The 21,667-nt window shown below is 60.9% G+C and carries 18 protein-coding genes; 12 read left to right on the forward strand and 6 right to left on the reverse strand.

Annotation, left to right across the window (positions count from 1 at the left end):
* Nucleotides 1-36: 36 nt before the first annotated feature.
* The 5 genes from AC1DYF_RS08760 to AC1DYF_RS08780 all read right to left on the reverse strand — a co-directional run bounded on the left by AC1DYF_RS08760 (nt 37) and on the right by AC1DYF_RS08780 (nt 5,548).
* Entirely contained in the window at nt 37-351 is a 315-nt protein-coding gene (locus AC1DYF_RS08760) for a hypothetical protein (RefSeq protein WP_477876320.1), read from the reverse strand.
* A 161-nt stretch (nt 352-512) separates the two neighbouring features.
* Nucleotides 513-1,040, reverse strand: a complete 528-nt coding sequence (locus AC1DYF_RS08765) for a sarcosine oxidase subunit gamma family protein (protein ID WP_477876321.1) — start codon at nt 1,038-1,040, stop codon at nt 513-515.
* Nucleotides 1,033-3,996: a sarcosine oxidase subunit alpha gene (locus AC1DYF_RS08770; RefSeq protein ID WP_477876322.1), complete on the reverse strand. Its 2,964-nt coding sequence runs from the start codon at nt 3,994-3,996 to the stop codon at nt 1,033-1,035. Before AC1DYF_RS08770 ends, AC1DYF_RS08765 begins: the two co-directional genes overlap by 8 nt.
* A complete protein-coding gene (locus AC1DYF_RS08775) occupies nt 3,993-4,271 on the reverse strand; it encodes a sarcosine oxidase subunit delta (RefSeq protein WP_477876323.1) in 279 nt (92 codons plus the stop codon). Before AC1DYF_RS08775 ends, AC1DYF_RS08770 begins: the two co-directional genes overlap by 4 nt.
* Before the next feature lie 26 nt (nt 4,272-4,297).
* Entirely contained in the window at nt 4,298-5,548 is a 1,251-nt protein-coding gene (locus AC1DYF_RS08780; protein ID WP_477876324.1) for a sarcosine oxidase subunit beta family protein, read from the reverse strand.
* A gap of 95 nt (nt 5,549-5,643) precedes the next feature.
* On the opposite strand from AC1DYF_RS08780, the gene AC1DYF_RS08785 reads away from it, so the two are divergent.
* From AC1DYF_RS08785 to AC1DYF_RS08815, 7 genes are all read left to right on the forward strand, one after another.
* Nucleotides 5,644-6,648, forward strand: coding sequence for a GlxA family transcriptional regulator (locus tag AC1DYF_RS08785; protein WP_477876325.1), 1,005 nt, complete (start codon nt 5,644-5,646; stop codon nt 6,646-6,648).
* A 344-nt stretch (nt 6,649-6,992) separates the two neighbouring features.
* Complete coding sequence (locus AC1DYF_RS08790) at nt 6,993-8,126, forward strand: aminomethyl transferase family protein (RefSeq protein WP_477876326.1); 1,134 nt, start codon at nt 6,993-6,995, stop codon at nt 8,124-8,126.
* Nucleotides 8,127-8,138: 12 nt separating this feature from the next.
* Complete coding sequence (locus tag AC1DYF_RS08795; protein ID WP_477876327.1) at nt 8,139-8,738, forward strand: dimethylamine monooxygenase subunit DmmA family protein; 600 nt, start codon at nt 8,139-8,141, stop codon at nt 8,736-8,738.
* Nucleotides 8,735-9,700 (forward strand): PDR/VanB family oxidoreductase, encoded by a 966-nt coding sequence (locus AC1DYF_RS08800; RefSeq protein ID WP_477876328.1) that lies wholly within the window; start codon nt 8,735-8,737, stop codon nt 9,698-9,700. The genes AC1DYF_RS08795 and AC1DYF_RS08800 overlap by 4 nt, the downstream gene beginning before the upstream one ends.
* A gap of 29 nt (nt 9,701-9,729) precedes the next feature.
* Entirely contained in the window at nt 9,730-10,770 is a 1,041-nt protein-coding gene (locus AC1DYF_RS08805) for a heme-dependent oxidative N-demethylase family protein (protein WP_477876329.1), read from the forward strand.
* A 48-nt stretch (nt 10,771-10,818) separates the two neighbouring features.
* Complete coding sequence (locus tag AC1DYF_RS08810) at nt 10,819-12,156, forward strand: NAD(P)-binding domain-containing protein (RefSeq protein WP_477876330.1); 1,338 nt, start codon at nt 10,819-10,821, stop codon at nt 12,154-12,156.
* Between the two features lie 211 nt (nt 12,157-12,367).
* Nucleotides 12,368-12,967 (forward strand): PAS domain-containing protein, encoded by a 600-nt coding sequence (locus AC1DYF_RS08815; protein WP_477876331.1) that lies wholly within the window; start codon nt 12,368-12,370, stop codon nt 12,965-12,967.
* Nucleotides 12,968-13,074: 107 nt separating this feature from the next.
* Here AC1DYF_RS08815 and AC1DYF_RS08820 read toward each other — a convergent pair whose 3' ends face one another.
* A complete protein-coding gene (locus tag AC1DYF_RS08820) occupies nt 13,075-15,390 on the reverse strand; it encodes a DUF1989 domain-containing protein (RefSeq protein ID WP_477876332.1) in 2,316 nt (771 codons plus the stop codon).
* A gap of 293 nt (nt 15,391-15,683) precedes the next feature.
* Between AC1DYF_RS08820 and AC1DYF_RS08825 the strand changes: the two genes are divergently transcribed.
* The 5 genes from AC1DYF_RS08825 to AC1DYF_RS08845 all read left to right on the forward strand — a co-directional run bounded on the left by AC1DYF_RS08825 (nt 15,684) and on the right by AC1DYF_RS08845 (nt 21,654).
* The gene (locus AC1DYF_RS08825; RefSeq protein ID WP_477876333.1) at nt 15,684-17,468 is read left to right on the forward strand and encodes an APC family permease; all 1,785 of its coding nucleotides are present in this window, start codon (nt 15,684-15,686) and stop codon (nt 17,466-17,468) included.
* Nucleotides 17,469-17,883: 415 nt separating this feature from the next.
* Nucleotides 17,884-18,567: a helix-turn-helix domain-containing protein gene (locus AC1DYF_RS08830; RefSeq protein WP_477876334.1), complete on the forward strand. Its 684-nt coding sequence runs from the start codon at nt 17,884-17,886 to the stop codon at nt 18,565-18,567.
* Nucleotides 18,568-18,658: 91 nt separating this feature from the next.
* Nucleotides 18,659-19,564 carry a class II glutamine amidotransferase gene (locus tag AC1DYF_RS08835; RefSeq protein WP_477876335.1) on the forward strand — a complete coding sequence of 302 codons (906 nt, stop codon included), beginning with the start codon at nt 18,659-18,661 and terminating at the stop codon, nt 19,562-19,564.
* A gap of 60 nt (nt 19,565-19,624) precedes the next feature.
* Entirely contained in the window at nt 19,625-20,311 is a 687-nt protein-coding gene (locus AC1DYF_RS08840) for a GltB/FmdC/FwdC-like GXGXG domain-containing protein (RefSeq protein ID WP_477876336.1), read from the forward strand.
* 14 nt (nt 20,312-20,325) lie between these two features.
* A complete protein-coding gene (locus tag AC1DYF_RS08845) occupies nt 20,326-21,654 on the forward strand; it encodes an FMN-binding glutamate synthase family protein (protein WP_477876337.1) in 1,329 nt (442 codons plus the stop codon).
* Nucleotides 21,655-21,667: the final 13 nt, after the last annotated feature.

Raw genomic sequence — 21,667 nt, forward strand, 5'->3', positions numbered from 1 at the left:
AGCATATCGGGCGGCTCGCTTTCACCCGGAGATGCTCTACCGCCGACGCGCCCGCATCTCGTCCAGGTGCTTCAGGTCGAGACCGTAAATGAAGTGTTTGTCTTCCGTGTAGTGTTTCAGCATGGCGACGATCGCCGCCGTGTTGAAGATCAGAACGAGCGCGCAGAAGATGGCCAGGATCGCGCGGATAGCCGGAACCGAAACGTAGGGCCAGACGGTGAAAAGCGCGAAAAGCATCGTGCACCAGAGCACGACAATGAAAATAATCAGACCCAGACGATCGCGCGAATGCATCCTGTCGATGCGCTGCGCAAGGTCCGCCTCCACGGCGCCTTCGCTTTGCGTAACCATGCGTCCTCCTCCCAGAGCCGAGTGGTCATTCTTGCATAATAGGCAAATTATTTTCCCGAAAGGAATATGAGGTGTGGCTGTTCGGGTGTCAAGCCAAAGATGCTCTGAGGTCGTTGATTTGCAAGCAAATCGACAGGGGGATAGTCCTCCCCGGCAGCCGGTCAGGCATATTCGGCACTCATGCGGACAAGGTCATCCCAGAGGCTTTCCGCAAAGCCGCGCAGCACCATGAGTTCGAATGTCTCGGGTCCGGTGCGGGTCATGTGTACGGAGATATGGCCGATCAACGTCGTCGCCGACTGGCCGGCTGCCAGGGTTTCGATATCGACGGCCGTGCCCTTGGCAAGCACATCGGCGACGGCGCGGCCGCTGATGCCGATGCGCACCCGGCCATGGCTCTGGTCGACCCCGAATGCGTGCGGCGCAAGCTTGGCGAACAGCGCCTGCATCTCGTCGACGGCGATAGGCTGGTCATCGACGATGAACCACTGGCCCGGGCCAGCAGTGCGCACGCCATGATCAGCCGAGCCGGCGAGCTCCCCGAGCATGGCGCCCAGATCCTCGCCGTCGGGCTTGCCCAGAATGTGGATGACCCGGCCCTCCGGCAGGGCCTGGAGCGAAATGGCGCCCTTTCGCGATGCGAATGCGGAAGTGACCGCAGGACGGTGGGCGATGCGGAAATCAGCCATGGAGCCTCTCATTTCCTGGATCGAAGAAGACCGGATCGCAAAGGCGAGCCGGGGTGAACTCCTTGCGAATGCCGTTCCAGACCATCACTTCCTCGCCGTGACGGGACGGTCCTCGCTTGACGAGGGCAAGGCCGATGGTCGAGCCGACATGCGGTGAATAGGCGCTGGACGTCACATAGCCCTGGTCGTTCTCCAGCGTCGGCGCGGCATCCCTGGCCAGGATATGCGAGCCGGTGCGGAACGAATTTTTGGGGTCGAGCGGCACGACGCCGACCAGGCTCGGCCGGTCTTCCGCGATCAGCCCCTCGCGGTTCAACATCGCCTTGCCGATGAAATCCGATTTGGTGGCCGAGACCATCTTTGCGAAGCCGAGATCGGCGGGAATGACCGTGCCGTTGATTTCGTTATGCGTGACATGGCCCTTTTCGACGCGCAGCACGCTCAGCGCTTCGACGCCATAGGGCTGGATGCCGTGCTCCTCGCCGGCCTGCATCAGGGCATCGCCGACGCTTTCGCCATAGCCAGCGGGTACGGCCAATTCGTAGGCCAGTTCACCGGAAAAGGAAATTCGGAACAACCGGCCGCGGATCTGGCCACCGAACAGCGAGACATCGCGTGCCGCCAGGAACGGAAAATTCGCGTCGGAGATATCGTCGTCGACAATCGCCTGGAGGATGATCCGCGCCTTCGGCCCGACCACCGACATCTGCGCCCATTGGTCGGTGACCGATGCGAGACGGACATCGAGATGCGGCCAGAGTGCCTGCGCACAGAATTCCAGATGCGTCATGACGCCGGCGGCATAGGCCGTGGTGGTGGTCATGAAAAAGCGGTCTTCCTCCAATCGGCTGGTGGTGCCGTCGTCATAGATGAAGCCGTCTTCGCGCAGCATTAGGCCGTAGCGAGCCTTGCCGACCGGCAATTTCAGGAAGGCATTGGAATAGACGCGGTTGAGGAATTCGGCGGCGTCCTTGCCGCAGATCTCGATTTTGCCGAGCATCGAGACGTCACAGATGCCGGCATTGCGCCGGACATTGAGCACTTCCCGGTCGACGCTCTCCCGCCAGTTGGTTTCTCCCTCCCTGGGGAACCAGGACGAGCGGTACCAGAGGCCGGTCTCGACGAAGACGGCGCCGTTCTTCTTCGCCCAGTCGTGCAGCGGAGATTTGCGCACCGGTTGGAAATGATGGCCGCTGGCAGAACCCGTCAGCGCACCGAAGGAGATCGGGGTGTAGAACGGCCGGAAGGTCGTCGTGCCGACATCAGCGGGCGACACGCCACGCGCCTCGGCCAACAGGCCGATGGCATTGACATTCGACAGCTTGCCCTGATCGGTCGCCATGCCGTTGGTGGTGTAACGCTTGGCAAGCTCGACATGACCGTAGCCCTCGCGAACCGCGAGGTCGAGATCTCTATGGTGCACGTCGTTCTGATAGTCGACAAAGGCCTTGCCCTTGACGCCGGGAATGGTCCAGAGCGGCCTTGTGGCGGGTGCGGCAATTTCGCCTTCGATCGCGCCGGCCGCAAAGGGCTCGCCTTTGAAGCCCAGTTCCGCGGCGAAGGCTGCACCCTTGCCAGCACCGGCGGCAAAGCAGTCGGCGAGACTGACCGCTCCGGTCACCGAACCGGCGAGATCCAATCCCACGAGGCCCGACGGCGCCAGGAATGCCGCCTGCTCGTCTGACCAGTGCGGCTTGCCGCCGCGATGGCAGGCAAGATGGATGATCGGGCTGAAGCCTCCCGCCATGGCCAGCGCATCTGCAGAAATATCTTCCGTGGCGTTGCCTTTCGTGATGCGTATCGCACTCAGCGCCTTGCCGCCGCGGGCGTCCGAAACGACCGCGCCTCTGATCACCCGCGCCTTGCCGGAATAGGCGTATTTCGGGTCTGCGCGGCTATCGACGATGGCGGCGACGCCGACGCCTGCGGCTTCGAGATCATGCGCCAGCGCATAGCCGCTGTCATTGGTGGTAAAGACTGCGGTGCTGCGCCCGGGGGCGACGCCGTATCGATTGAGATAGCTGCGCATGGCGCTCGCCATCATCACGCCCGGAATGTCATTGCCGCCGAAGACCAGGGGGCGTTCTTCGCCTCCCGTTGCAAGCAGGCCGCGTTTGGCTGCGATACGCCAAAGTCGCTCGACCGGACGGTTGGGTTCCGGATCGCGAACATGTTTCTGCACCCGCTCGAGCGCACCAAAGACATTGCCATCATACCAGCCGAACACCGTCGTGCGGGTCATGACGCGGACATTGGGCAGGGATTCGAGTTCGTCGATAATGCGCCTGGCGAAGGCCTGCGCAGTTTCGCCGCCGATGGTCGCCGTTTCCGATAGAAGCGAGCCGCCCGTGGTCGAATGTTCGTCTACAAGGATCACGCGTGCACCGGCCCGGCCGGCGCTCAGCGCTGCGGCAAGGCCCGCGGGTCCCGCGCCAATCACCAGCAGGTCGCAATGTGCCCAGCACTTTTCGTAAGTGTCGGGATCGGCCTCGTACGTGGCCTTGCCAAGGCCAGCCGCCTTGCGGATGAATGGTTCGTAGAACCTTTCCCAGAGGGCCGCCGGCCACATGAAAGTCTTGTAGTAGAAGCCGGCGCCGAGGAACGGGCCAAGCAGGCTATTCAGCGCGCCGATATCGAAATCGAGCGACGGCCAGCGGTTCTGGCTCCTCGCTTCGAGGCCCTCATGGAGTTCCTGCATGGTCGCGCGGGTGTTCGCCTCGGTGCGCCCGCCGCTGCCGATGGTCATCAGCGCATTGGGTTCGGCGGCTCCCGCGGTCAGGATGCCGCGCGGACGATGATATTTGAAACTGCGGCCGACCAGCAGCCGTCCATTTGCCAGCAATGCGGAGGCCAGGCTGTCGCCGGCAAATCCCTTGAGCGGTGTGCCATCGAATGTGAACGACAGCGCCGACGCGCGGTCGATCAATCCGCCCTTTGCAAGACGATAAGAACTCATCGGCCGCGCCCCCGTCCGACATTGGGGGCCACATCGCGGCTGCCGGCGATGTCGTGGGTGGCGGTGTCGCGGCTGACCACCAGCCAGCGGCGGCAGCCGGACGTATGATGCCAATATTCCTCATAGGCGCCGCGCGGGTTGTCGCGCAGGTAGACATAATTCATCCAGGCCTCGCCTCCGGCATCCGGTTCGGGCCGGGAGAGCACGGCACCCTTGATGGTGAATTCTTCCTTTGGTCTGGCGCCGCAATGCGGGCAGGGAACGAGACTTGCCATTTCCTTGATGTCCTCGGCCGGCGGTGTCAGTGAAGGTTGGGTTGGGCGCCTTGGCCTTTTTCGTCGAGAATGTAACCGCGTTCGAAACGATCGAGGCGGAAGGCTTTTGCCGTTTCATGCGGTGTGTCGCGCGCCAGGAGATGGGCGAAGCAGAAGCCCGACGCGGGCGTTGCCTTGAAGCCGCCGTAACACCAGCCGGAATTGAGGTAGAGGTTCCGGATCGGCGCCTTGTCGATGATCGGCGAACCGTCCATGCTCATGTCCATGATCCCACCCCAGGATCGCAGCACGCGGACGCGCGAAATGCCGGGGATCAGCGCCTTGCCGGCCTCCGCAACATGTTCGACGGTGGCGAGGTTGCCGCGCTGGGCATAGGAATTATAGCCGTCGATGTCGCCGCCGAAGACCAGGCCGCCCTTGTCGGACTGGGAAACGTAAAAATGCCCGGCGCCAAAGGTGACGACGCAATCGATGAATGGCTTCAGGCCCTCGGTGACGAAAGCCTGCAGCACGTGGCTTTCGAGCGGCAGCCGCATCCCGGCCATGGCCGCGACCTGTGACGAATTGCCGGCAGCCGCGAGCGCCAGCTTGCCGCAGCCGATGAAGCCGCGGCTTGTCTCGACGCCGACCACCTTGCCGCCTTCCTGGCGGATACCCGTGACCTCGCAACCCTGGATGATATCGACGCCGCGGCTGTCGGCCCCCCTCGCATAGCCCCAGGCCACGGCATCGTGGCGCACCGTGCCGCCGCGCCTCTGCAACAGGCCGCCCTGGATCGGAAACCGGGCATTGTCATAGTCGAGAAAAGGCAGCATCGTTCTGACGGCGGCGCGGTCCAGCAATTCTGCATCGACACCGTGCAGGCGCATCGCGTTTCCGCGCCGGGTGAAGGCATCGCGCTGGGCATCGGAATGGTAGAGATTGAGCACGCCGCGTTGCGAGACCATGGCGTTGAAATTGAAATCCTGCTCCAGCCCTTCCCAGAGTTTCATCGAAAGTTCGTAGAACGGGTTATTGCCCGGCAGAAGATAGTTGGAACGGATGATCGTCGTGTTGCGGCCGACATTGCCGGAGCCGACATAGTTTTTTTCCAGCACGGCGACATTGGTGATGCCGAACTCTTTGGCGAGATAATAGGCTGTCGCAAGACCGTGGCCACCGCCACCGACGATGATCACGTCGTATCTAGATTTGGGTTGGGGATCACGCCATGCCGGCTTCCAGGCCGTGTTGCCACGGAGGCCGTTCAGCAGAATTGAAAGGGCCGAATAGCGCATGGACGATTGGTTCCTGATATAAATGCTTCTGTAGGCTATGGCGGGCCGCGCAGATTTCATTGCACTCATGGGACGGATCAGTATAGAATTGGGCTATGCAATCCGCCGACACGAAGAGCACCCAGCAGTTCGGCTTCCTGCTGCTGCCCAATTTCGCGCTGATGTCCTATGCGTCGGCGACGGAACCTCTCCGCGCCGCAAACCTGCTCGCCGGACGAAACCTCTACAGAACGGTGCCCTTGTCGCTCGGCGGCGGCGCAGTCAGGAGTTCGAGCGGCGTCGAAATCGCCTGCGAGGACATTGGCCACGGGGATGCGCATCTGCACACCGTCTTCGTCTGCGCCGGCGGCGGGCCGGCCGACTGGGCCGCAGCGGAGGCATGTTACGGCTCGTTGCGCCGGCTCTCCCGATTGGGTGTACGCATCGGCGGCATATCGAGCGGTTCCTTCGTGCTGGCTGCGGCGGGCCTTCTCGACAATCGCGACTTTACCATTCACTGGGAACATGCGCCGATCCTCAGGGAGGCTTTCCCGCATCTCACGCCACGGCAGGCGCGCTATGTGCTCGATGGCGACCGGATCACGTGCGGCGGCGGCATCGCACCGCTCGATATGATGCATGCCTTGATCGCAGAACGGATGGGGTCGGTCTTTGCCCGGCGCGTCAGTGACTGGTACCTGCACACCGCGGTTGCCGAACCGTCCGCACCGCAGCGCGGCTCCTCCGCCGAACGTTTCGGGACGCATCATCCGGCCCTGCTCGCGGTACTCGAAAAGATGGAAGCGACGATCGAAAATCCGCTCGATCGCCGGACAATGGCGCGGCTGGCGGGTGTCAGCGAACGGCACCTTGATCGGCTGTTCAATACGCAGTTGCCTCGGGGATTTGTCTCCACCTACCGCATGGTCCGGCTCGACCATGCGAGGAAGCTGCTAGAGCAGAGCCCGTTGTCGATTTCCGAAATCGCCTTTGCAACCGGCTTTTCCAGCGCCTCGCATTTCTCCCGGGCTTACAAGGATCACTTCGGCATAAGACCGGGGTCGGCAAGAACCGAAGAAATCGATCGCGAGGTTTCTTCCCCGGCGGAAAAATCGCCCTGATGGGAGAAGTTTATTCCGGGTGTTCGATTTCTTGGAGGCCGGCTGATCGCGCACAAAGGATACCGTTCCATAGTGCGCGGCGGCGATATTCCGGCGGCGGCTGATGTCGATGTCTCTTGTCCGGAAGCCTCTGTTGTTACCCTATGCAGCGACGCCGACTTCCGGACGGCGTCGATCCCAAAGCGACCGCCATGCTGACGGTCGGCACCGTCATTATCACCCATCGCGCCGCGGGCTAATGCCGCCCAAATTTTGATGGAATTCGCGCCAGACCGGGCTTGCCATCTCGCTAAAGGCGAATATAGTCAGGAAATAATTATTCCATATAAGAAAGAGGGAACGAGATGGCATTATCATGGCGTTTCTCCGCCTTGGCGGACCGGCACCGTGCTCTGGGATCGAAACTCGAGGACTGGAGCGGCATGGGAACCGCGTGGTCCTACGATAAGGACATTTACGAAGAGCACATCGCTGTCCGCACCAAGGCGGGCCTGATGGATGTTTCGGGCTTGAAAAAGGTGCATCTGGTCGGTCCGCATGCCCTTGCAGTGCTGGACTACATCACCACGCGCGACGTTTCCAAGCTCTATCCCGGCAAATCGGTCTACGCCTGCATGCTGAGTGATCGCGGCATGTTCACCGATGACTGCATTGTCTATCGCAACGGCCCGAATTCCTGGATGCTCGTGCATGGCTCCGGCTCGGGCCACGAGGAGCTCGTCAAGCAGGCTGCCGGCCGCAATTGCGCCGTGCTGTTCGACGATGACCTGCACGACCTGTCGCTGCAGGGGCCGCTGGCGGTCGATTTCCTGGCAAAGCATGTCCCCGGCGTGCGCGACCTCAAATATTTCCATCACATGCAAACGACGCTGTTCGGCGCGCCGATCATGCTGTCGCGTACAGGCTATACCGGCGAGCGCGGCTACGAGATCTTTGTACGCGGCCAGGATGCCGGCATGGTCTGGGATCGCATCCTCGACGAAGGCAAGGACATGGGCATCATCCCTTGCTGCTTCTCGGTGCTCGACATGCTGCGCGTTGAAAGCTACCTGCTCTTCTATCCCTACGATAATTCGCAGATGTATCCTTTTGCCGACCAGCCTCCGGGTGACTCGCTGTGGGAACTCGGCCTCGATTTCACCGTCAGCCCCGGCAAGACGGGCTTCCGCGGCGCCGAGGAGCATTACCGTCTCAAGGGCAAGGAACGCTTCAAGATCTTCGGTCTTCTGATCGAGGCTGACGGCCCGACCGATCTCGGCGACGAGGTCTATCAGGGCGACAGGAAGGTCGGGGTGATCACCTGTCCCAGCTATTCTAAGCTCACCAACCGTTCGATGGCCATCGCCCGCCTCGACGTCGATGTCGCCAAGCAGGGCACGCCGCTCGACGTGCGCGGCAAGAATGTTTCGGCCAAGGCGATCGCGCACACGATCACCTTCGACGATCCGGAAAAGAAGAAGCGGACGGCGATCGGCTGAGGAGCGCGCATCATGCTCGTTCAAGGAATCAAGAGCCGGCCGGTCTATGAGGGATTGATCATCGATCCCTATGCCAAGCGGCACATTTTCGCGCTCGAGGGGGAGGGCACACTCGCCCTCCTCGAACAGAACCCGGCAAAAGAGGCGCTGGCGCGCAGCGAAATCCTCTACACGGCAGGTGCTTCGCGGACCAGGGAGCATTTCTCCGCATTGACCGCGCTGGGGGCCGACCAGTGCTGGCAGGCGCCTAGCATCGAGACATTGCTGTTCCGCCTGCGCGGCTCGCTCAACAATGCCACGATGAGCACGCGCCTTTATATTTCCGGCACGGAAGGGTTCATCGGTCAGGCGCAGGCCATGGCGATCGATTTCGGTATGGACTTTCGCTCCATCCCGACCGAGCATCGCGGCTCGCTGGCGCGCCGGGTGCAGTGCGTTCATTGCAAGGGCACGACCGACAATGTTACGGTCAGCCCGTTCACCTGCAGCCATTGTGGCTTGTCGCTCCTGGTCCGCGATCACTATTCCCGCCGGCTCGCGGCATTCCAGGGCGTCAACATCGATGCCGAAGAGCCGGGCACCGCACCGGAACCGGAGGAATTGTTTACGTGAGCATCAATGCGGATATCCCGGTTCGCGTCGCCAAGGTCACCGACGTCACCGACAAGATCAAGCGCTTCCGTTTCGAGCGGACGGATGGCGGGGTCTTGCCGATCTTTTCCGCCGGCGCCCATGTCGTGGTCACCATGCAGGACGGCGGTCATCTGCGCCGCAATCCCTATTCGCTGATGTCGCCGCCGCACGAACCCTCCTGCTTTGAGATCAGCGTCCTCAAGGTCGAGAATTCGCGCGGCGGGTCTGTCTTCATGCATGAAAAGGTGCGTGAAGGCGACCGTATGACGATCAGCCAGCCGGTCAATCTCTTCCCGGCCGATGCGCGCGGGCGCAAGCATATCCTGATCGCCGGCGGTATCGGCATCACGCCGTTCCTGGCGATGATGTCGCAGTTCCGCCGCAGCCACACGGAGTTCGAACTTCATTATGCCATGCGCTCGCGCGAGCATGGCGCCTATTGGCAGGTGTTGCTCGACGAATACGGCCCGGAGCGCGTCAAGCTCTATTTCGATGACGCCGGGGACCGCATCCCGCTCGTCCGGATTCTCGACAACCAGCCGCTCGGCACGCATTTTTATGTCTGCGGCCCGGCCGGCATGATCGACTACTGTCTTCACACGGCCCGCGAGGCGGGTTGGCCGAAGGAGAATGTGCATTTCGAGCGCTTCCTGGCCCCGCCGCCCGGCGAGAGGTTTCAGGTCGAACTGGTGCGCAGCGGCAAGACGATCATGGTGGGCGACCACCAGAGCATTCTGGAGGCCGTCGAAGAAGCCGGCGTCGACGCGCCCTATATGTGCCGCGGCGGTGCCTGCGGCCAGTGTGAGACAGGCGTCGTTCGCTGCGGCGGCACGTTGCAGCACAACGACATCTATCTGTCAGACGAGGAAAAAGCGAGCGGACGCAAGATCATGGTTTGCGTCTCGCGCTTCAAAGGACAGTCGCTGGCGCTCGATCTTTAGTCGGCAAAATGAAATAGGGGACTTTGCGAATGGCAATCGTGTTCAAACAAGAGACGTTTCGCGACGACTTCACCTATCGCAACAGTCCCGACAATATCAGGCGGTTTCCGTTTCCCTTCGATCGCGACGAATACATGTATTCGGTCAACATGGAGCCGCATGTTCTCGGCGCCAGGAATACCGTCTACGAGAGCCTGATCGACGTTGACGAGCACTATGTCGCCGAAATGCATGACCGGGCGCTGGTGCTGAAGGAGGATCCGCTACGCTGCCAGGCGCTGCCGCATATGATGACGGCGCAATGGGATACGCTGGAACTCCTGATGGAGCAGCAGGCCGCGGGGTATCCCGAGCACTTCACGCTGATCAGGAATGGCGATCAATGGCGCTGGATCAACCGGCCGTTGGGCATCGACGACACCTTTACCTTTGGTGACCGCTCGACCCTGCCTTATGAGCCGATGGAATACATCACCCGGCAGGCGCAGGGCGATTTCTGCATTGTCGATCAGCGCGACGGCAATCTCTGGATGGATGCCGGCATGGTGACCACCCAAGCCGACTGGTCGCTCGATTTCGACATCGGCATGAACTTCATGGAATGGCATGGGCCTGTGCCGCTCGCCCACCAGATCGGCGTCTTCGACCGGGCGCTGAAGTTCCTGCTGAACCTGCAGCAGGGCAAACCGGTCCGGCGCTTCAACTGGACCATGACCATCAATCCGCGGCTCGATACCAGCCCGGAAAACTATCCCAAATGGGGTGCGGACCGCACGACGGTGACGCCTGACAATGTCGGTGAAAAGGTGCATCTGCGCGTCGAACTGCAGACGCTCTGGCGCCTTCCACGTTCTAACGCCATCCTGTTCGTGATCCGCTGCTATCTTATCAATATGAACGAGATTGCCACGGTGCCGAAATGGGGCCGCCGCCTGCCGCGCGTGCTGAAGACACTGCCGCCCGAGCTCGTCGATTACAAGGGCCTGACGCGTTTCCGCGACATGACCGTCGAATGGCTGTCTAAATACGACGACGGGGCGCCGACCAGCCCGGGCATCTGGCCCGACTGATGGGGCACGCCGGAAGCAAGCTCAGACAAGACCAATGGGGAGCATTTTATGACCAGAGTTGCAGTTATCGGCGCCGGCCCTTCCGGAACGGCGCAGTTGCGGGCGTTTCAATCCGCGGCCCAGAAGGGCGCCGAAATCCCGGAAGTCGTCTGCTTCGAGAAACAGGCGGATTGGGGTGGCCTGTGGAACTACACCTGGCGCACCGGCCTCGATGAATTCGGCGAGCCTGTCCATGGCAGCATGTACCGTTATCTCTGGTCGAACGGCCCCAAGGAATGCCTGGAATTTGCCGACTATACGTTCGAGGAACATTTCGGCAAACCGATCGCCTCCTATCCGCCGCGCGCCGTGCTCTGGGACTATATCAAGGGCCGCGTCGAGAAGGCGGATGTCAAGAAATGGGTGCGCTTCAACACGCCGGTGCGCATGGTCACCTATGATGACGCCAGCGGTAAGTTCACCGTCACGGCGCATGACCGCATCAAGGACCGCATGTATGACGAGGAATTCGACGATGTCATCGTCGCATCCGGCCATTTCTCGACCCCAAGCGTGCCCTATTTCGACGGCGTGGAGAGTTTCGGCGGCCGGGTCATGCATTCGCATGATTTCCGAGATGCGCTGGAATTCAAGGACAGGGACGTGCTGATCGTCGGCCGAAGCTATTCCGCCGAGGATATCGGGTCGCAATGCTGGAAATACGGCTGCAAGTCCGTGACCACCAGCTATCGTTCCAAGCCGATGGGTTTCAAATGGCCCGAGCGCTTCGAGGAGCGGCCGCTGCTCACCAAGCTTGCCGGAAAGACTGCCCATTTCAAGGATGGCTCGACCAAAGATGTCGACGTGCTCATTCTCTGCACCGGCTATCTGCACCACTTCCCCTTCTTGCCGGACAATCTGCGCCTGACGACCGGCAACCGGATGTGGTCGGACGGGCTCCACAAGGGTGTGGTTTCGATGAAGAACCCAAAACTGTTCTTCATCGGCATGCAGGACCAGTTCTACACGTTCAACATGTTCGATGCCCAGGCCTGGTATGTCCGCGACATCATTCTCGGCCGTGTCGAGTTGCCGCCGGAAGCCGAACTGAAAGCGGATTTCGACAAATGGCGCGCCCGCGAGGAGACATTGGAGGATGCCGAGCAGATGATCTGGTTCCAGGGCGACTATGTCCAGGAGCTGATCGATGCCACCGACTATCCTTCGTTCGACATCCAGGCGACYAACAAGACCTTCATGGAATGGGAGCATCACAAGGGCGAGAACATCATGGGCTTTCGCGACAATGCCTACCGCTCGCTGATGACCGGCACCATGTCGCCCAAACATCATACGCCGTGGCTCGATGAGCTCGACGATTCCATGGAAGCCTATCTGCGGAATTGAGTGCCATAACGATAAGCGTTCGACGGAGCCCGCGTAGGCCGCCTGCTCCTCTTTCCCGTTGAGGAAAGAGGAGCCAAGCCTCCGCCATCCTGTATGCCAAACGCCTGGAATGCACCCTTTCCCGCACAAATGCGTGCGGAGAGTAAGGTTTTATTATTCATATTCAGCAACACTCATCCGGATGAGGTCGTGATCGATGCGAGCCGAAGCCATGGATTTTCAAGACAGTGTTCTTGGCCGCATGAACGGCTTCCTCTATCGGTGCCGTGCTGATGAAAATTACACCATGCTGGAGATGACCGACGGCGTCGCCCGCGTCTTCGGCTATCCGGCCGACGAGATTCTCGGCAATCGTGTCCGTACCTTCACCTCGATCATGTGCGAGGAAGATGTCCCGCGCATGGACGAACTGGTCGGCAAGGCTATCGAGAACAAATCGGACTGGACGATGGAATATCGTATCCGCCACCAGAAGGGCCATTATATCTGGGTGACGGAAACCGGCGGCGGCGTCTGGGGTGACGATGGCAACCTGCTCTATCTCGAAGGCAGCATCATCAATATCGAATCCTTCTATCAGCGCCTCGATGCACAGACGGCGGAAATGCGCATCACCGCCTCCAAGACCTCGGAAATCCTGCACTCACTGCGCTATCTGAAGCTTCTGGCCGTCAATGCCGGCATCGAAGCCGCCCGCGCCGGCACTGCCGGCCAGGGATTTGCGGTGCTCGCGAGTGAAATGCGGGCGCTGGCAAACGATTCTGAAGCCGCAGCGCGCGCCATAACGGCTGCCCAGCGCAAGGCGGGGTGATCGAGCAGGTTCCGGAAAAGTGTTCCGCGGTTTTCCGACAAGAACCTGCGACAAAACAAAGGACGAAGCGGATCGCTCGTTGGCTTGCCAACGAAAGTCTGCTTCGGTCAGCTCCGAGGCCGCGACTTCTGCGGGTCGTAATGCGAGAGCGACACGACTGTTGCCGGCAGGCGCTTCTGCTGACCGTCGAGTTTGCCGATCTCGACTTCGGTTCCGGGCGTCCCATAGAGAATATCGACGCGCGCCAGTGCAATCATCTTCTTCAGGAACGGCGAACGCGTGCCGCTGGTGACCACGCCGATCTGGGCGCGGCCGATATGGATGCAATCACCATGGCCGACAGGATCATTGGCCGCGATATCGAGCCCGACCAGCACCTGGCGCGGATTTTCCTTGCGCTTGACCAGCGCCTCGCGACCGATGAAATCATCAGTCTTGGATTTGAGAGGCACGGTAAAGCCGATGCCGGCCTCAAACGGATCGGTCTGGTCGCTGAACTCGTAGTTGGCGAAGATCAGACCTGCCTCGATGCGCAGCATGTCGAGTGCCGCCAGTCCCATCGGCTTCAGCCCATGCGGTTCACCGGTTTTCCAGACGGCGTCGAACACGGTGACCGCATCCTTGGGATGGCAGAAGATCTCATAGCCCAGTTCACCCGTATATCCGGTGCGGGAAACCACCACTGGTGCGCCGTTGAAATCGCCGATACGGCCGACGGCGAAACGGAACCATTCGAGATCGGCCAGCGCAGTCTGCTTGGCCGAGGTCCAGATGATCTCTTTGAGGATGTCGCGGCTCTTCGGCCCCTGCACGGCGATATTGTGCAATTGGTCGGTCGATGAACGGACCCAGGCATGATAGCCCATCTTCTCCGCCTGCTGGCGCAACCAGATGCCGCTGAAATCATCGCCACCGATCCAGCGGAAATTGTTGTCGCCGAGCTTGAACAGCGTTCCGTCGTCGATCATGCCGCCATGCTCGTAGCACATCGCCGAGTAGACGACCTGCCCCACCGACAGTTTTCGCACGTCGCGGGTCAGGCAGTGCTGCAGCAACGCCTCGGCATCCGGCCCCGTGACTTCGAATTTGCGCAGCGGAGAGAGATCGATCAGCGCCGCCGCCTCGCGGCAGGCCCAGTATTCCGCGGTCGGACCATGGCCGGCAAAGCTGTTCGGCAACCAGTAGCCGCGATATTCGACATAGTCGCGCGTCATTGCCGACAAGCGTGGGTGGAAGGCGGTTTCGCGGGTCAGTTCGGCATCGGCATCTGGGGTCATTCGGTAAGCCACCGCTCGTGTGAACTTTTCGGCACCGGAGAAGGTGCGCACATGGATGTCAGTCGGATTCCAGCCATTGGCAGCGTCGATGTCGTCGGGGCAGGAGGACGACACGCAGACGAGATCGGTCAGCGCCCGCATCAGCACATAGTCGCCCGGCCGCGACCAGGGCTCGTCGAGATAGAGCTGATTGTTGTGGTCGATCCGCGTATTGTAGAAATAATTGAGCGCCTCCCAACCCTTGCGCGGCGCAATGCCGTAAGGATCCAGGGCGGCATTGAAATTATCCGTGCAGTTGACATGGCCCGGATAACCCATGTCGTCATAGTAACGGGAATTGCACGCTGTTGCGAAGGCGTCGTGGCGGCCGACCGTATCCTGGACGATCTCGACCAGAGGCTCGAAATCGCGGTCGAAGGCTTTCGACGGCAGGCCAGGTATCGGATAGCTGCGGCCAATCAGGGTGCGGGTGACGGTGGAATCGAGCGCGAGATCAAGCCCCTTGTCGACCTTGCGGGCGGCAAAGGCCTGGAAATCGGTGCATTGCCGGCCAGAGACGTCGATGACCTGGATGAATTCGCCGGCGCGCACGAAGTAGGCCGAAGCCGTCGCTGCCCTGATACGGATGTCTTCTATCGGATCCGCTAGCGGTTCAGGCAGTGCAGACGCATAGTCAAGCCGAATGGTGGTTCGCCTTATCCTCACCTCGATGGGCGTCGCGGTGTCCTGCGTTTCGGGCGACATCGCGGTTGCCGGCGCGCAGGCGATCAGAAGGCCCTTGACGGCGATGGTGAATTCCGCCGTGCTGCCTGCCGGTGACGACGCGCCGAAGATGCGCAACGCTGCCGCGGACGCCGGATCGGCGCCGCGCCTTTCCAGTGCAGCACGCAGGCGCGCCGCAGTTTCATCGGGAGATGAAAGAATGGCTTTCAGGCCTGCTGCCTCGCCGGTGAAGGCAGTGCCCAGTCCGGCAGATTGAAAGCGGCCCTTCTCATCCACGAAGGTCAGCTCGCAGACTTGGCCGCCCTCGCTGTCGGTGACCGAAACATGATCGCCGGGCTCGACGCGCAGAAGGAGCGACCCACCACCTTTGCAGCGATAGCGTTCGGTGTCGCGCGGCAATGCCAAGACGCCCGGATAGCGCATGATGCTCGCCGGTATGGGCCGAATTCCGGATAGTGGCGGGTTGGGATCTCTCACAATGAGCCTCTCGGGAACGACACACGGCAGAACACCAAAATCATGCTGACAAAACGGTGCGGAAAAGTAAAGGGATGTTGACTAAAAAGAAAATATCTTGACTATGCATAAAGGGCGCACCGGTTGGAATCGCGCGTAGACGCGGCAGGTGAAAATGGCCGGCAAGCCCGGAATATTCGGGGAGCACGTTCAGGGAATAAGACGAGAAAACGTCCGGAACAAAATGGGGAACTTCACCAATGACGGATATTGTGGATGCCGGCGTTCCCGCTGGTACAGAAGGTAAGCTTATACGCGCGCTTGATTGGAAGGGCGCGTTCTGGGTGGCCGCGGGCGTGCCGCCGCTTGTTCTTTTCTCCATCGGCGGCATCGCCGGTACAACCGGCAAGCTCGCCTTCGTCGTCTGGATCATCTCGATGATCATGGGATTTCTGCAATCCTTTACCTATGCGGAAATCGCCGGAATGTTCGGCAACAAATCAGGCGGCGCCTCGGTCTACGGCGCGACAGCATGGCTGCGCTACTCGAAATTCGTCGCGCCGCTTTCGGTCTGGTGCAATTGGTTCGCCTGGTCGCCGGTATTGTCGCTCGGTTGCGCTATCGCGGCCGGCTATATCCTCAACGCCTTCTTTCCCATTCCGGCAGCAGACTCGCAGGCCGTGCTGAGCTGGATCACGGCCCATGCCACGTCCATTGCTGACAATAGTCCGCGTGTCACCGAATATATTGCGGCCCATGCCGGCACGTCGCCCGCCGACGCCGTCAAGGCACTGCTGAGTGCCGATGGCGTTGCCGCCCTCACGCCCGCGATACGCAACTGGTCGCTTGTCAGCTTCGGTATTCCCTACCTCGCGACCGCCAACATCAATGCGACCTTCTTCATCGGCGGCATTCTGATGCTGATCATCTTCGCCATTCAGCATCGCGGCATTTCCGAGACGGCGAGCGTGCAGAAGTGGCTCGCCATCATCGTCATGGTGCCGCTGCTCATCATCGGCGTCTACCCCATCATCAGCGGCCAGATCATTGCGGCAAACGTGACCGGCCTGGTGCCGCCGACCGGAGCCTATGCCGCCACCGACGGTTCCTGGACCAATGGCGGTTGGACGCTCTTCCTCGGCGGCCTCTATATCGCGGCGTGGTCGACCTACGGCTTCGAAACGGCCGTCTGCTATACGCGGGAACTGAAAAATCCGAAGACGGATACTTTCAAGGCGATCTTCTATTCCGGGCTCGCCTGCTGCCTGTTCTTCTTCCTCGTGCCCTTCGCTTTCCAGGGCGTGCTTGGTCATGCCGGCATGCTGGCGCCCGGCATCGTCGATGGCACGGGCGTTGGTGAGGCGCTTGGCGGTCTCATCGGTGCCGGTCGGGTCGTCACCCAACTGCTCGTCATCCTGATGATCCTGGCGCTGTTCCTGGCGATCATGACCGCCATGGCAGGGTCGTCGCGCACGCTCTACCAGGGCTCGAAGGACGGTTGGCTGCCGAAATATCTCGACCATGTGAACGAGAACGGTGCGCCTACCAGGGCGATGTGGACGGACTTCGCCTTCAATCTCTTCCTTCTTGCCATCGCATCGGACGCCAGCGGCTACTTCTTCGTGCTGGCCGTGTCGAATGTCGGTTACATCATCTTCAACTTCCTCAACCTCAATTCCGGCTGGATTCATCGCGTGGATTCGGGTCACGTCGAGCGTCCGTGGAAGGCGCCCTCCTGGCTCATCGGCCTGAATACCATCCTTGCCTTCGTCAATGCGCTTTTCCTCGGCGCCGGAGCCAAGGTCTGGGGCTATGCGAACGCTCTCTGGATCGGTTTTGCCTTCGCGGCTCTCATTCTGCCTGTATTCGCCTACAGGCACTATGTCCGCGACGGCGGCAAGTTCCCGGACGGGGCCATGGATGACCTCGGACTGGTTGGCCAGGATATGGGTGTCAAGAAGGCCGGCTTCTTACCCTATCTGGCGCTGGTGGCTGGCGTTGCCGTCGTACTGATCGGCAATTGGGCCTTCCAACTGCCCGCATAGCGGTGGCTGGAACCCGACCGGCAATTCCCATCTTGGGACAAAGGTGGGAGTTGCCTGAGCAGACGGACGGCATTTCCCCAATGGGACAATGCAGCCGATTCATCGGTAAAGCAGGGGGACGATCGGCCGCCGCGGTGACAGATCTTCCCTCGCGCCTCTTTGTGGTGATCTGTTCTCGGGCCGTTGCGAAATCGACAAGGGGCTCTGTTCGACCAGCCGGCTCGCCTGGGCCAACCGGATATCGTTACCGGCTGCAGGTGACCATTCCTTAGATGGATCGAGGACAATCGGCTGATGTGTCAAGGCTCCGTCAGGCGCCCGGTCTCTCCCGGCAGGATTTTCGTTACAGTTGAGAAAATTTCACTGGGAGGATAGGGTCTCATCGGCAGACCTTGCCCTGCAAAAAGGATATCGAATGAAAACCAAGGCGGTCAAAATACCGGACGATACGCACCTACATGGTAAAAGCCCGGCTTTGTCGCAGGACCCGCACGCGGTTCGCGAGCCGAAGGAAAACAATCTTGAAATGGCGATCGGTCATGAGGTCCGGGCCTATCGTAAGAAGCTCGGGATCACGGTCACAGACCTCGCTGCCGCCACCGGAATTTCGCTCGGAATGCTTTCGAAGATCGAGAACGGCATGATCTCGCCGTCGCTGACAACGCTGCAGTCGCTATCGAAAGCATTGGGGGTGCCGTTATCGGCCTTCTTCCGCCGCTATGAGGAGCCGCACAATGCCGTATTCGTCAAGTCCGGCCAGGGTGTTGAGCTTGAGCGCCGCGGTACGCGCGCTGGCCATCAATACAATCTGCTCGGCCACATCGACAACAATTCGACAGGCGTCACCGTCGAGCCCTATCTCATAACATTGACGGCAGATTCCGATGTCTTTCCGACTTTTCAGCATGAGGGAATGGAGTTCCTCTACATGCTCGAAGGCGAGGTGGTCTATCGTCATGGCGATCAGCTTTATTCCATGCAGCCCGGCGACAGTCTGTTCTTCGATGCGGATGCCCCGCACGGGCCAGAGGTTCTTGTGAAGCTGCCCGCGCGATATCTGTCGATCATTAGCTATCCGCAACGCGGAAAGTCGAAATAACTTGCCTTACAAGAAAAAAATATTCTTGAGGTTGAAAAACCACTGGAGACCTGATAGCCATTTTTAAGACACGAAGACGGAGGGTTAGCTCATGTGCGGTATTGTCGGATTGTTCCTGAAAGATCGAAGCCTTGAACCGCAGCTTGGTCAGCTGCTTTCGGACATGCTTGTCACCATGACTGACCGCGGGCCGGATTCCGCCGGTATCGCGATCTATGGAGGCGCGGCCAGCGGCAGAGCGAAAGTGACCGTCCAGTCAGCCGATCCGACCGCCGATTTTTCCGGCCTTGCTGAAGCGCTGAAGGAAAATGGCGTCGAAGCCTCGGTCACGGAAAAAAGCACCCACGCGGTGCTGGATATTCCCTTCGAAAAGCTGGATGGGATTCGTGCCATCCTGGCGGCCGTCCGTCCGAACATCCGGATCATGGGATCGGGCGAAAGCGTCGAGATCTACAAGGAAGTCGGCCTGCCCAAGGATGTCGTCACGCGCTTCGCCGTGCGGGCCATGGCCGGCACGCATGGCATCGGCCATACCCGCATGGCGACGGAATCGGCGGTCACGACGCTTGGCGCCCATCCGTTCTCGACCGGCAGTGATCAATGCCTGGTACACAACGGCTCGCTTTCCAACCACAACAATTTGCGTCGCGAACTGGTGCGTGAAGGCATGACCTTCGAGACGCAGAACGATACGGAAGTTGCCGCCGCCTACCTGACCGCCGAAATGGCCAAGGGCAAGGATCTCGGCGAGGCGCTGACCGGCGCGCTCGACGATCTCGACGGCTTCTTCACCTTCGTCGTCGGCACCAAGTCGGGTTTCGGCGTCGTCCGCGATCCGATCGCCTGCAAGCCAGCCGTCATGGCCGAGACGGATCAGTATGTCGCCTTCGGCTCCGAATACCGCGCGCTCGTCAATCTGCCCGGCATCGAAAATGCCCGCGTCTGGGAGCCGGAACCCGCCACAGTCTATTTCTGGGATCACGCCAAGGCTGCCTGACGGACGCCGGGAAAGTGACGCCGGCTTTCTGTCCGGCGTCGTGACATCAACGAGGATTCAATGCCGACATTCGACCTTTCCAAAACGCCTTTGCGTGAACTCAACAGCGCGCTCCACGGATTGCCGGCGGGCACTAATGACACCAGTTTCGAAGTCGTCAACCCGCGCGGCAGCCATGCGGTCGCCGTCGGCATCGACAGCCCGCTCAGCGTCACCGTCAAGGGTTCCGTCGGCTATTATTGCGCCGGCATGAACGATGGCGGCACGATCACGGTCAAGGGGTCGGCCGGCCCCGGCGTGGCGGAGAACATGATGTCCGGCACGGTGATCATCGAAGGCGACGCCAGCCAATATGCAGGCGCCACCGGTCGCGGCGGCCTCTTGGTCATCAAGGGCAATGCGGCTTCGCGCTGCGGCATTTCGATGAAGGGCATCGACATCGTCGTCCATGGCAATATCGGCCATATGTCGGCCTTCATGGGCCAGTCCGGCCATCTCGTGGTTCTGGGCGACGCCGGCGATGCGCTGGGCGACTCGCTCTATGAGGCCAAGCTCTTCGTGCGCGGTTCAGTCAAAAGCCTGGGCGCGGACTGCATCGAGAAGGAGATGCGCCCGGAGCATCTCGAAAAGCTTGCAGATCTTCTCGAAAAGGCCGGCGTCACGCACACCAGGCCGGAGGAGTTCAAGCGCTACGGCTCGTCCCGCAAGCTCTACAACTTCAACATCGATAACGCCGACGCATATTGAGGCGGGGAAACTCCATGTCCTATCACAATCCCTATACTCCGCCGCGCAAGTCCGCGACCTTCGACGACTATACGCTGGCAGAGATTCGCCGTGCGGCCGCGACCGGCATCTACGACATCCGTGGCGCCGGCACCAAGCGCAAGGTGCCGCATTTCGACGACCTCCTGTTTCTCGGGGCATCGATCTCGCGCTATCCGCTCGAGGGCTATCGCGAGAAATGCGATACGACGGTGACGCTCGGCGCCCGCTTCGCCAAGAAGCCGATCACGCTCAAGACGCCGATCACGATTGCCGGCATGTCGTTCGGTGCGCTTTCGGGCAATGCCAAGGAAGCGCTCGGCCGCGGCGCCACCATTGCCGGCACCTCGACCACAACAGGCGATGGCGGCATGACCGATGAAGAGCGCGGCCATTCGCAGACACTGGTCTATCAGTACCTGCCGTCACGCTATGGCATGAATCCCAAGGACCTGCGCCGTGCCGACGCTATCGAGGTCGTCGTCGGCCAGGGCGCCAAGCCCGGTGGCGGCGGCATGCTGCTCGGCCAGAAGATCTCCGATCGCGTTGCCAATATGCGCAACTTGCCCAAGGGCATCGACCAGCGCTCGGCCTGCCGCCATCCCGACTGGACCGGCCCGGACGATCTCGAAATCAAGATCATGGAACTGCGCGAGATCACCGACTGGGAAAAGCCGATCTATGTGAAGGTCGGCGGTGCGCGGCCCTATTACGACACGGCGCTTGCGGTGAAGGCCGGCGCTGATGTCGTGGTGCTCGACGGCATGCAGGGCGGCACGGCGGCCACGCAGGATGTCTTTATCGAAAATGTCGGCATGCCGACGCTGGCCTGTATCCGCCCGGCCGTCCAGGCGCTGCAGGAACTCGGCATGCACCGCAAGGTGCAACTGATCATTTCGGGCGGCATCCGCTCGGGCGCCGATGTCGCCAAAGCGCTGGCACTCGGCGCTGATGCAGTGGCGATCGGCACGGCGGCCCTGGTCGCCATCGGCGATAACGATCCGCGCTGGGAAGAGGAATACCAGAAGCTCGGCACCACGGCCGGCGCCTATGACGACTGGCACGAGGGCAAGGATCCGGCCGGCATCACCACCCAGGATCCTGAACTGATGCAGCGGCTCGATCCGATCGCTGCCGGCCGCCGGCTAGCCAACTATCTCAAGGTCATGACGCTGGAAGCGCAAACGATCGCGCGCGCCTGCGGCAAGAACCATCTCCACAATCTCGAACCGGAAGATCTCTGCGCGCTGACGATGGAGGCTGCCGCCATGGCCCAGGTGCCGCTGGCCGGCACGAATTGGTATCCGGGCAGGGGGAGCTTCTGACGTGAGAACCAAC

The organism is Rhizobium sp. P2_G9, assembly GCF_056403475.1.